We start from the raw sequence: 12,806 nt of genomic DNA, 5'->3' as shown, positions 1-12,806 counted from the left end.
CTTAAAATCATAAAGGTTAAAAGCAGGGATTCATATTCCTAAACCAACTCAATTTAATTAACTAATCTTATTTTGAAACCAGCTTATTGATTTCGCGTGATGGAGCTAATGCTTTTGTCACTTTCCCTGCGCTCAATTCCTTACCTATTTTAAAGTTTGCTGTTTGTTTAATATTCAATGATGAAGCTCCTACTTTCAAGGTGTAATTTCCGGCTTCAGCAATCCATGAAGATGTTGCTTCGTTGAACGATGCAAAATCTTTGGTTTCAATCGTAAAACTTACGGTTTGCGATTCACCTGGATTCAACAGTTTAGTCTTAGCATAAGCGGCCAGTGTTTCTTCTGGTTTTTTCAGTTTTCCTGAAGGAGAACCAACATAAATCTGAACAGCTTCGCGACCTGCAACCGACCCTGTGTTTTTAACATCAACTGTAAAAGTTAGCTTTCCGGAAAAATTAGTGCTGGCAAGTTTCAGGTTCGAGTAATCGAAAGTGGTGTACGACAAGCCATAACCAAATTCGTAAGCGACTGGGACTTTAAAAGTATTGTAGTAGCGGTAACCTACATAGATATCGTCTTCATATACCACTTCCCATGGCGTACGGCGCATAAACGAAAATCCGGAGAGATCGGCAGCATCATCTTTCTTATTCGATTTTTCAGCAACACCAGGGAAATTTTTGGCCGATGGGGCTTCTGAATAATTCAGTGGGAATGTTGCCGCCAATTTTCCAGAAGGATTCACTTTGCCCGACAATACATCAACAACCGAGTTTCCGCCTTCCTGTCCGGGCTGCCATGCAACCAAAACAGCATCGACTAAATCGCGCCAGCTTGCAACTTCAACTACTCCGGGAATATTCAGCACAACAATGGCTTTTTTACCCTTGGCATGGAAGGCATTTGCCACATTTTTAATCATGTCCTTTTCTGTTTTATTCAGTCTGAAATCACCTTCGGTATCGGTACGATCGCGGCCTTCACCAGCATTACGGCCAATGGTGATTAATGCTATATCATCTTTGTCAGCAAATTTCTTTGCCAAATCAGGAGTAATGGTCATTTCCGAAATGGGTTGTTTCCCCATCATCAAGGCCATAAGCGGATTGTTTGATTTAGGCGCCTGAGCCCTCATGTGATCCATATAAGCACCATAAACAGTGGTCAAAACGTCATCGGGAGTATAACCTCCATTGGTTAAACCTTCGAACAGTGAAATTGTATAAGCTTCGTTTACATCGCCACTACCGCTGCCACCAGCAATAAAATCGTAGGATGTATTTCCAAAAGCTGCAATATTTTTAACTCCTGAAGAAATTGGAAGTGCATTTTTATCGTTTTTCAGCAAAACCATACCATCGGTAGCAGCCTGACGGGTAACTTCGGCATGTGCTTTTAAATCAGGAGTATTCGAATACGGATACTTATTGTAGCGGGGAGCTTTCATCATAATGGTTAAAATCCGGCCAACATTACGATCCAGAATTTTCACATCAAGCTTTCCATCTTTTACAGCAGCAATAACATCAGCAATTTGCTTGGGCTGACCAGGCTGAATCATATCGTTTCCGGCAATCATTTGAGCAACTACATCACTGCCGCCACCCCAGTCGGTCATTACATAACCCTTGAAATCCCAGTCGGTGCGCAGAATTTTGGTCAACAAATCATTACTCTCTGAAGTATATGTTCCATTAATTTTATTGTAAGAAGACATTACTGTCCATGGTTGAGCTTCCTTCACGGCAATCTCGAATCCTTTCAGGTAAATCTCGCGCAAAGCACGTTCGCTCACAATTGTATTTACCGACATGCGGTTTGTTTCAGAATTGTTGGCAGCAAAATGCTTAAGCGAAGTACCAACGCCATTCGACTGAATACCTTTGATCATGGCGGCAGCAGTTTTACCGGCAACAAGCGGATCTTCCGAATAATATTCGAAGTTTCGGCCACAAAGTGGATCGCGCTGAATATTAATTGCCGGGGCTAACAAAATATCGGAGCCATATTCTTTTACTTCATTTCCCATCGACTGTCCAACTTTATAAACCAAATCAGTATCCCAGGTCGAAGCCAAAACGGTTCCAATTGGGAAAGCGGTGCAATAATATGTCTTTGTATCGCCCTTGCGAGTAGGCTGAATTCGCAAACCGGCAGGTCCATCACTTAAAACCTGGGTTGCAATGCCTAAATCAGTAAATTCTGATGAATTACCAGCAGATCCGGGCAGGTACTTGCGAATGCGTTTCACCATTTCGGAATAAACCGGATCCTTTGAATCGCCTTCTCCACCAAATCCCGGAGGCATTAATGCTTTTATTGAATCAGGCATTTCGAAAAACATACCAGTACCGATAACCAGTTGAGCTTTCTGTTCAAGAGTCATTTTTGAAATGATTTGCTGAACCTTCTGATCGTCGGTCGATTTTGCACTGGCAGTTTTTAGCTGAAAAGCCATTAGAAACATGGAAAATACAACAGTAAAAACCATTGCTGAACGGAGCCATTTAATTCTCATTTGTATCATTTTTAGTTAGAAAATTCTTTGTGTCACGACGACGCAATGATAGTTGATATATTACTGAATTCAAAATCGGAGAAACGTGAAAATGGAATAATTACCAGCATTTTAGCCTGAAAAGATATATTATACAACAGGTATCCTGAATCGTGCTGATCGAAAAACAGGCCTATAAATTCCTGTGCCACCGAAAACCGCATCCTGAAAATGTGTTTCAGAACGCGATTTCGGTAGCTAAGAAATGATCTATCATTATTGTTTGTGGTATTCGCTTAGATTTCTCAGATTAGTTTTCGGGCTTCACGATCTGGATCGTTTTTCAACTCCGGTTGGTCGGTCAAAATCATGGTTTCACCCTTTTCTGAAGTATATGCTTTCCACTCCGGAAGTCCGCCTTTGTTTGGATTTCCGGTTTTCATGAATTGAAGCAATGTTCCCGACATTTTTTCTGACAATGCGCGAGGACGTTTTCCTCCACCAGTATGCGTGAGCATCAAATCGGTATTGGCAAACCAGAAACAGATATCCAAACAATGGAAAGCCCGCATCCGGTTGTCGAACATTGGAGGTTCCCAGCCAAACCATGCCAGGTAAACTGGCGCCTTTTGCCCTGCTTTTGCATTGGCAGTTTCAATAGCCCCCTTACGGTTACTACTTACCAAAGTCATCACTTCAATGGGTTTTGCATTTGGAAACGCTTTGGCATATGCATCATACACTGTTGCAGCTTTTTCTCCAAGTCCGCCACCCATTCCGGCACGCTCTTTCAGCATTTCAATGGCTTTTTCGCGGGTTATCAGTTCCATTTCGGGCATGGTGCGGGCCATTCCCCATTCATGGAAAGTGGTGCTGATCATCATTGGAACATCGGATGAGATACCTGACGCATCAGAGAAGAACTGACCTTTGGGAATGTTCATTCCATCGGCTACAGGGCTGAATCCGCCGCGCACACCAGTTCCTGAATTTTCGGCAGCGAATTTCTGAGCAGCTTTATTGGCTAATAAAATGTAATCTTTCCAAGGCATTTCCTGAAGTTTTTCAACTTCAGAAGCAGAGAGTCCCGCTTCCTTCAGGATATATTCTCCCAGTTTTTGAGAAGCCGTTTGATCCATTGCTTTTATGGTTGATCCGCTTAATGGAACAGCTTTATGAAACAATCCTTTGGCTTTAGGCATGGCGGTCAACACACAAACTTTGGCACCCCCACCAGATTGACCCATGATGGTCACATTGCCCGGATCGCCACCAAAGTTGACAATGTTATCGCGTACCCATTCGAGAGCGGCAACCATATCCAAAGCACCCACATTGCCAGAATCGGCAAACTTCGATCCACCGATTCCGGATAAATCGCTGAACCCGATTGGTCCCAACCGATGATTGATTGAAACAAATACAATATCGCCTTTGCGGCTGAGGTTTTCGCCATCGTATCCATCCTGTTCAATTCCATTTCCGTTGGTATAACCACCGCCATGCAACCAAACCAGAACCGGACGTTTTTTGGCGTTAACTGCCGGTGTCCAGATGTTCAGTTTCAGGCAATCTTCGCTTACATCGTCGTAGTTCCAGTGGTCAACAAACGACGAATAGGCATTGGCATAGCGGTTATCCATGATTTGAGGTGCCGTATTTCCCCACCAAACGGCCGGCAAAGTTGTGGCCCAGGGTTTGGGCGGTTGTGGCGGCATAAAGCGGTTTTTTCCTGAAGTATCAGCACCATATGGAATTCCACGATAGCAGGTTATTCCTCTCAGGATAAAACCTTTTACCTTGCCGTATTTGGTTTCAGCAATGGCAATGTTGTCACCAATCAGCAATTGCTGGTCGTCTTTATCTTCTTTTGATGGAGTTGATGCACTGGAAATAAATGGCACTGAACTCAATCCAAGTCCGGCGGCGCCAACTCCCAAAGTCTGGAAAAAATTACGTCTGTTGGTTTTCATAGTTTTTGAAATTTTTAAGCCCCCTCCAAACCTCCCCCGAAGGGTGAGGCTAAAAAAAGCAATGTCATCATTTTTGGTTATCTGATCATCCTCCTCCCGATAAATATTCGGGACATGTTGTGTGTCAAAATTGTTTTGTCATGAATGATCCATTAGGTCTAGGTCTTACCTTAATGTTACTTCTTTTTTCAGTTTGACATCGCCTGCTGATGCGCCAACCAGCAATTCGAGTTTGCACAAATCGTCGTTCCATGCCTGTTTGGTTTCGTTCCAGTATTGCAGATTTTTTACCGGTATTTCGAGTTTTACAATTTTACTTTCACCCGGATTAAGCGACACCCTTGAAAATTCTTTCAGTTCTTTTTCAGGCCATTCAACCGATGGATTGACGCGATGAACGTAAACCTGAGCGACTTCGTCAGCTATCGACTTACCTGTATTTTTAAGTTCAAACGATACCGCAATCACCTCATCTTTGCCATACTTCACCTTGTTAGTTTTCAAATTGGAATACTGAAAAGTGGTGTAAGTAAGACCGTAGCCAAACGGATACATCACCTGGATTTTTTTCGTGTCGAACCAGCGATAGCCTACCAGCGATTCTTCGGAGTACAGGGCAGTATTTGGATCATCTTTCGGTTTGTCCTCTTTTTTAGCCTGAGTTTTTCCGGCTGGATCGGTTTCAGAAACCAGGTTAGCAAAAACATCGGCGTTCTTTCCTCCCTGAGGATAATTTCCCAACGCATAAGCTGGCGAATCCTCCAGTTTTACTGGCAAAGTAAATGGCAAACGTCCGCTTGGCGAGATGTTTCCAACAAGCACATCAGCCAGCGCATTTCCACCTTCGGAGCCATTAAACCATGAAATAAGCAATGCCTTTGAAAGCGGGTTCACCACATTCAGGTCGTTGGGTGCACCGCTTGTCAGCACAGTAACAATATTGGGGTTTACCGCTGCAATTTTTTTAATCAGTTCGTCCTGTCCTGAAGGAAGAAATATATCTTTCCGGTCGCTTCCTTCGGTTTCAACAGCGCGGTTATCTCCTCCAATAAACAACACCAGATTAGCTTTGGCCACAACTTCAAGCGCTTCTTTGGTCAGTTTTTCAGCAATAATTTTCTTTTCCTGAGCCTTTTTCTCAACTTCTTCCGGTGTTTTTTTTCTGAACATATCGGCAAAGCTGAAAGTAACAGGATCGTATCCTTGTGCAAAAATGATTTCAGCCTTATCTCCAATCCGGCTCTTTAATCCTTCAAGAGGAGTAATCTCATACAATGTTTTCACACCGGCACCCATTCCGCCTGATCCCATAATTTGTGTAGCATTGGCGCCAATAACCGCAATTACTGGTTTACTTTTCAACTGTAATGGAAGAATACCATCATTTTTCAGCAAAACAATCGATTTACTTGCAACCTGATAGGCTATTTTCTGCTGGGCAGGCTGAGAGGTCATTTCTTTGTTTGCTTCAGTTTCCGGAATCGGCTTGATGGCCAACCGAACACGCAAAATTTCACGTACTCGCTGATTAATAACTTCTTCAGAAACTTTACCAGCTTTTACCGAATCAATCAAGGCTTGTCCGAGAAATTTCTGATCAGGCATTTCTACGTTGAGACCAGCTTTTACAGAGCCTACTGTGCTATGAGTTCCGCCCCAGTCAGAAATAACCATTCCGGCAAAACCCCAATCCTGACGCAGAATTTTATTCAGGAGGATATCATTTTCGGCACACCACCAACCGTTTACTTTGTTGTAAGCCGACATAAATCCATAAGCGTCACCTTCCTCAACGGTTGCCCGAAAAGGAGGAAGATAAATCTCGCGCATAGCTCGCTCACCTACAATTACATTAACTGTTCCGCGGTTGTTTTCCTGGTTGTTCAACGCAAAATGTTTGACACAAACGGCAACGCCATTGTCCTGAACACCTTTGGTATAGCCAACAGCCAGTTTCGAACTTAAAAAAGGATCTTCACTCAAGTATTCATAGGTTCTTCCACCAGTAGGAATCCGCTGGATATTGATGGCCGGCCCAAGTATCATATCTTTTCCGCGTAACCGTGTTTCCCGGGCCATTCCGGTGCCATAACTGTAAGCCAGTTCAGGACTCCATGTTGCTGCCAACGCAGAACCTGTCGGGAAGAATGTAGCTTTATCATTTTCCCAGCCCAAGGGCATCCATCCTTTGGGTTGCATTTCCTCGCGCACGCCAAATGGTCCGTCAGCATATCTCATGTCAGCAATGCCCAATCGCTCAACGCCAGCCGAAACAAACATAAACTTAGCATGAAGCATATTTACTTTTTCGTCCAAAGTCATTTGGCTAATGATGCCATCAATCTGTTTGTCGTATTGAAGTAACGACGATACATGCTTTTGGGCATTCACCTGGTTTGTTAAAATTAATAACATCGCTATAACGATTGTCAATCCAGCTATTTTCATGTGTCAGTTGTTGAGTTTTACTATCTAAATAATTGTGGTGCCATAGTGTTCAGATATACCCGCCAGTTGGCCCAGGTATGACCACCTTCGGTTACAAAGAAGGTATGCTTCAATCCGTTTTCAGTTAATTTGGCATCAAGCTTTTTGGCACTATCGTAAACAAAATCGGTATTGCCGCATGCCAGCCAGTACATTTTGTAACCGGCCTTTTTAAGTCCCTGTAGTTTTGCATCGATGTCGGGCTGTTCTCCCCACAACCCCATGCTTAATGGACATATATATTGAAACATGCCCGGATATTCATTGGCCAAAGCGATGGTGTGTCCGCCACCCATCGAAAGACCTGAAATGGCCCGGTGATCAGGATCGGCAATTACCCGGTAATTCTTTTCAATGTAAGGGACAATGTCTTTTGCAATACTGTTTATGTAGAGGTTTTGTTTCGACGGATCCCTGAAATCAAATTCACTCTCAGTAAGCATGGTGGTTTTAGCTGCCATTTGATTGGGATTTCCATTTGGCATTACACAAATCATAGGAACAGCCTGACCTTTTTCAATCAGGTTATCCAGAATTTGACGGGCGCGTCCCATGGTACTCCAGGCATCTTCGTCGCCACCGGCTCCATGCAACAGGTAAAGAACAGGATAACTTTTCCCGCTGGTTTCGTAACCGTAAGGCGTATAAACAAACATGCGGCGATTAAACCCTATGGTTGGCGAGTCGTACCAAACCTGTTGCAAGTTGCCGCGTTGTTTGGCCTCTAAATAATTCTCAGTTTTTTTACCCGGAACAAGCAGAACGCTTAAGTAACGGGTACCGTCGCGTTGCATAAAAATGTTGACTGGGTCGTTAACTGCTACTCCATCAACAATGAAACTGTAAGTATAAAGTTCGGGTTCTGGAAGTGGCAGTGTGATTGACCAAAGTCCTTTCTCGTCTTTCTTAAGATTTACACTGCTAGGAACGTCCATAGTCCCGAATGACGTTTTCATCTTTACAGTTGGTGTAAAACCACCATTAATTTTCACCGTGTCGGCATTTGGAGCCATCAGCCTAAACGTTACTTCTTTTGAACCAATTTCAGGAGAAACGATAGGTTTCTGATTCATGAAATTGGAAAGTTCCTGAGCTTGTGTCCCTGCAATGAATGCAAGGCAGAAAATGAATAACAGAATTTTTTTCATCGGTTTTGTATTAATTGTTTAGCATTACGTTGTGTATTCAGGTTAGTCAAAATCTTTTTCATTGCATTTAGTAATCGGAATTATTTACTATTGTATTTCAAAATTGACTCACCCCAAGCCACCTTACGGTGACTTTTCCCCTCTCTCGCGAGAGAGGGGCGGAGCGAGTAAAGCGAGCTCGGGGTGAGTCAAGAAATAAAAATGCGACATTTAATTGTTGTAACTACTTAGTTATTGAGTTCGTCCATGAATTTCAATTGTTCTCTGTACGGCAGCGGAGCGGCTTTTACTTCGTCGCCGAGCTCGATAATCTGAGGATCATTTTCGTTGAAAGCTGGCCAAACAGGTAGGCCTTCGCCATTGGGGTCGCCGGTTTTGGCAAAATTCACCCAATAACTGCTCATCGAATCTTCAACTTTATAATCGACATCGGTAAACGGGCGGTTCCATTTTTTCAGGTTGTGTAGGGCATAGCCAAATTCAGCCGAATGGAAAGCTCCGTAGTTCGGTTCTCCCGGAGGCACGCGTTTGAAATAATACAGGTAAGCTTTTCCGGTGCCCTTCGAGGCCTGTAAACGAACCCAGGCATAGTTGTTCCAACCAAAGAAAAGCTGCGAAATCAGTTTCTGCGACTGTGCGGCTTCCTCATCGGTTTTCGCCGGAAACAGTTTCAAAAAAGCATCAGCTTTGTCGCCGTATTGCTTTTTAACATTCTCCTGAAACTGGGCTGCCTTAGGTGCAGGACCAAAAGAAACGCCGTCGTCGGCATTCCAGCCCGAAATTACAGCCACATCGTTGTGCTTTCCGGCAGCGAACGTATCGTAAACTGGTGGAATTACCACATTGTCAACAGTTACGCCAATTCGTGTCTGAATTTTCAACAGCGAATCGGCAGGCATAGCCCTGAAAGCCGCCATGTTGGCAATCTTCAGTTTTTCGGTCAACTGTTTGCCATTCTCTTCTGCCGCTTTCAAAGTGCTACCCAGCGAAAGCTGTTTGCCAAACATTCCGCCACTTTGTGCAATGGCTTTTTGGAACAAGCCTTTAGCTAAAGGTGAAACAACCAACATATTTACGCTGAAAGATCCGGCTGATTGTCCGTCGATAGTCACATTATTCTGGTCGCCACCAAACTCTGCAATATTTTCCTTCACCCATTTCAGGGCTGCAATCTGATCAAGAATTCCATAGTTTCCTGAAGTTTTAAGTTCCGATTCGGCTGAAAGTTCAGGATGAGCAAGGAAGCCCAAAATGCCAAGTCGATAGTTGATGGTCACAAACACGACACCTTTGCGCGAGATCGCTTCGCCGTCGTAAAGCGGCACAGTACCTGAACCTCCTGTAAATGCGCCACCATGAATCCAAACCATTACCGGCATTTTATCTTGTGCGGTCTTGGCCGTTGTCCATACATTCAGGTACAAACAGTCCTCGCTGAGCGGCGATTCAGGAGCCATAAACTCTTTAGACCAGCACATAAACGGTTTAGGCGGAGCTTGAATAGCCGATGCCGGTGGAGCCACACAGGCACGAACGCCTTCCCATGCAGCTACAGGTTGAGGGGCTTTCCAGCGCAAATCGCCTACAGGCGGCGCAGCAAACGGAACTCCCATGAAGATTTTTACAACCTGATCATCAGAGGTTTTCCCGGAGATAATTCCTGATTTAACCTTCACTGAATTCACATCAATTTTGTCTATTTTCTGAGCCGTGGTACAGGCAAAGAAAAGAGTGACAAGCAATAAGGGAATTAATCGGTTCATTTCGTGTGTTTTAGTTAGTGGTAGATGTGTTGCAAATTATTTAAAAAGCAGTGGTGCAAATTCAACCAGGTTGTGCCGCCAGGTAATAAAAGTATGTCCGGCAGGATAGCTGTTGGTTTGGTATTTTATGCCGAATTTGTCGAACAACGCTTTGGTATTTTCGCCGTTTTGGTAAGCAATATCTTTCTCACCACCCATCGCTATCCAGAAAAGCTTCAGCTTATTGATTTCAGGATTTTTCAAATTCGAGGTGTACTTTTCTTCCATCGATTTCAGGATTTCAGGAAAGAAACCAGTGCTGAGCGGCAGTACGTACGCAAACTTTTCTGGATAAAAAATGCCCATATTTAAAGCCTGAAGTCCGCCCATGGAAAGGCCTGCATAAGCCCGGCTTTCGCGAGTTGTACCTGCGTTGTAATGCGATTCGATATAAGGTACCAAATCTTTGAAGAAATAGTTGTAATACGGATCGGCGTCCACCCCGGCGCCTGAAAAGAAACCTCTGCCAGGATTTCCGAAAGGCATGACAACGATCATAGGTTTCACTTTCCCTTCAGCCAGCAAATTATCCAAAATAAAATTGGCTCGTCCGGCCGTTGCCCACGAAGCATCATTATCGCCGCCACCATGCTGTAAATAAAGCACCGGCAATTTGCCTTTCATATTTTCGTAACCCGGAGGTGTGTAAACATGTACCCGACTGGTTTTCCCCAAAGTGGCCGCGTTGAACCAAACCTTTTCGAGTTTTCCGTGTGGTACATTTTTCACAGCCAGGTAATCGGCTTCTTTGCCCTGAACTTCAAGCAGGTTAGAATATCCGCCAGCACCTTCCTTCAACTGGATGTTTTTCGGATCGATAACCTTCATTCCATCAACCGAAAAATCGTAAGTATATAAATCGGGCGCAACTGGACCAACTGTTACCGACCAAATTCCAATCTGATCTTTCTGAAGTTTCAACGCACCATACGTTTGCTGAAAGTCGCCTGAAACGGTGACTTCCGAGGCTATTGGTGCATAAATGCTGAAGGTTACTTTTTTATCGGCTGAAATACGAATCGATTTGAGTGTGTCGCCCGGAGTTGGTTTGTATCCCGGGAATTGGGCATTTCCGGCCAATGAAAAACAAGCCAAAAGCCCAATTGACGCGATATATTTTATTGATTTTATCATTGAGTTTGCAGATTAATTTCTGAAATTATTGGATACAAAAGGCAGTGCGATGTACAAGGCGGTATGCCAATATTCCCAGGTATGACCGCCATCGCGGACGCGGAATTGATAAGGTATTCCGGCCTCTGACATTGCTAAAACAAATTCGGTATTGGCTTTAAATGTGAAATCGTCGTCGCCGCAATCGACAAACCATTTTACCGTTTTCATCGCTTCAATTTTGGTCTTGTCGGCATTTTTCACATACTTAACACAGTTGTTGTCTTCCACGAGTTGGTGTACCTTTTTTACTACCGGGTCGTTGAAATTGATCCAGAAAAGATTGTCGTGACGATAAAAATATCCACTCATGGAATATGCAGCAGAAAAAAGTTCAGGATGATGAGCGGCATAAATTACAGTTCCACCTCCACCCATCGACAAACCGGCAATGGCACGGTGCTTTTTATCAGCAACTACCCGGTAATTGGATTCAATAAAAGGCACCAATTCCTGAAAGAAGTAATCTTCGTACATCCAGTCGGGATTGTTGAAGTAGTTCATAAAATTCTTTCCGGCTTCAGGGCAAACCACAATCATATCGGCAGCTTCACCCGAATCAATCAATGGATTAATAACATCAGTCAAACGGCCTTTCTCAGGCCAATCGGTATGAGTTCCGCCCCCGCCATGCAGTAAGTAAAGCACAGGATATTTTTTGTCCGGGTTAGTTGAATAACTTTTGGGTAGGTAAATCGCATATTCGCGATCCTGTTTCAAGATTTTGCTGGGCATGGTTTTGTATTCCACTTTTCCCATGGGGGGCATTTGGGCAAATGCAACACAAATAGAGCAAATCAGGAGAATTGATGCTATTATTTTTTTCATTGAGATTTAATTAATTTTTGCGGGGTCGTAAACAATGCTGGCACTACCTTTAGTGATTATCATTGGATTTTGAGTACCTATTGCGACTTTGGTAGGATAAGGTTTTGCAGTGCTGGTTTTGCCTTTCGATAATTCTTCGGCCAGTTGGCGCATTTCGGTCATGTAGGTTTTGTCGTAGGCTTTCTTCACATATGGATAATGGCCGCAGTAAATTTTGGTGATTCCCTTATCCATCAAGGCTTCCATGGTACGGCACGATTGTGCATAAATGGCCATTGATACATGTGGTTCGAGTTGCATCCAAACTTGCCCGGAACCAAAAGCATCACCAGAATAGCAGTTACCAGCTTTTCGATCGAGCAAAACGATTGAGCCGGGAGTATGTCCGGGCGTGAATAGAACTTCGATTGTAGTTCCTCCCAGATCGAATTTCTCACCATCTTTCACGTAGTTGATTTTTCCATTGTAGGCAACCTTCATCGTGCGCATTAAAACAGTATCGCCCGGATGAAAATAAATTTGATCGAAATACTTAATGTTTCCGGCATGATCGGGATGAATATGCGTAATCATCACAATGAGTGGCTTTTGGGTAATTTGCCTGATTACTTCATCCAACTTTTCACACTTGGTTCCATTATCAATAAGCATGGCTTTTTTCGAGCCTTCGATGATGTACATGGTGGTATTGTCGGAAGTCTCGACCACCCACATGTTCTTTTCAAGCTTGGTAATTGTGAGGTCGTTGTTTTTGAATACTTCCTGAGCAGAAGCAAAGATTCCTGAAATCAAGATCAGGAATAATGTTAAAAAATTAGTTTTTAGGTTCATCGTTTTGGTCCGTTAGTCATTAGTAAAAAGTCATAAAAAAAAGAATCAGTCATTGGGAAAGCTGATT

Annotated in this window: 9 protein-coding genes; all 9 read right to left on the bottom strand. The window is 43.6% G+C overall.

Annotation, left to right across the window (positions count from 1 at the left end; translation table 11 throughout):
- Positions 1-67 precede the first annotated feature (67 nt).
- Positions 68-2,518, bottom strand: coding sequence for a beta-glucosidase (locus tag AQPE_RS21340; protein WP_318348509.1), 2,451 nt, complete (start codon positions 2,516-2,518; stop codon positions 68-70).
- 32 nt (positions 2,519-2,550) lie between these two features.
- Positions 2,551-2,721: a hypothetical protein gene (locus AQPE_RS21335; RefSeq protein ID WP_318348508.1), complete on the bottom strand. Its 171-nt coding sequence runs from the start codon at positions 2,719-2,721 to the stop codon at positions 2,551-2,553.
- An 81-nt stretch (positions 2,722-2,802) separates the two neighbouring features.
- Positions 2,803-4,470, bottom strand: coding sequence for a carboxylesterase/lipase family protein (locus tag AQPE_RS21330; protein ID WP_318348507.1), 1,668 nt, complete (start codon positions 4,468-4,470; stop codon positions 2,803-2,805).
- A gap of 165 nt (positions 4,471-4,635) precedes the next feature.
- The gene (locus AQPE_RS21325; RefSeq protein ID WP_318348506.1) at positions 4,636-6,918 is read right to left on the bottom strand and encodes a glycoside hydrolase family 3 C-terminal domain-containing protein; all 2,283 of its coding nucleotides are present in this window, start codon (positions 6,916-6,918) and stop codon (positions 4,636-4,638) included.
- Positions 6,919-6,938: 20 nt separating this feature from the next.
- The gene (locus AQPE_RS21320) at positions 6,939-8,105 is read right to left on the bottom strand and encodes an esterase (protein WP_318348505.1); all 1,167 of its coding nucleotides are present in this window, start codon (positions 8,103-8,105) and stop codon (positions 6,939-6,941) included.
- 227 nt (positions 8,106-8,332) lie between these two features.
- Positions 8,333-9,868, bottom strand: coding sequence for a carboxylesterase/lipase family protein (locus AQPE_RS21315; protein ID WP_318348504.1), 1,536 nt, complete (start codon positions 9,866-9,868; stop codon positions 8,333-8,335).
- A 36-nt stretch (positions 9,869-9,904) separates the two neighbouring features.
- A complete protein-coding gene (locus AQPE_RS21310) occupies positions 9,905-11,041 on the bottom strand; it encodes an esterase (protein ID WP_318348503.1) in 1,137 nt (378 codons plus the stop codon).
- A gap of 12 nt (positions 11,042-11,053) precedes the next feature.
- Entirely contained in the window at positions 11,054-11,908 is an 855-nt protein-coding gene (locus AQPE_RS21305; RefSeq protein ID WP_318348502.1) for an alpha/beta hydrolase, read from the bottom strand.
- A 6-nt stretch (positions 11,909-11,914) separates the two neighbouring features.
- Positions 11,915-12,739, bottom strand: a complete 825-nt coding sequence (locus AQPE_RS21300) for an MBL fold metallo-hydrolase (RefSeq protein ID WP_318348501.1) — start codon at positions 12,737-12,739, stop codon at positions 11,915-11,917.
- Positions 12,740-12,806 lie beyond the last annotated feature (67 nt).

The sequence above is a fragment of the Aquipluma nitroreducens genome, from assembly GCF_009689585.1.
GTDB lineage: Bacteria > Bacteroidota > Bacteroidia > Bacteroidales > Prolixibacteraceae > Aquipluma > Aquipluma nitroreducens.
The sequence above is the reverse complement of the archived record's forward strand: the minus strand, read 5'-3'. Positions and strand labels throughout refer to the sequence as shown.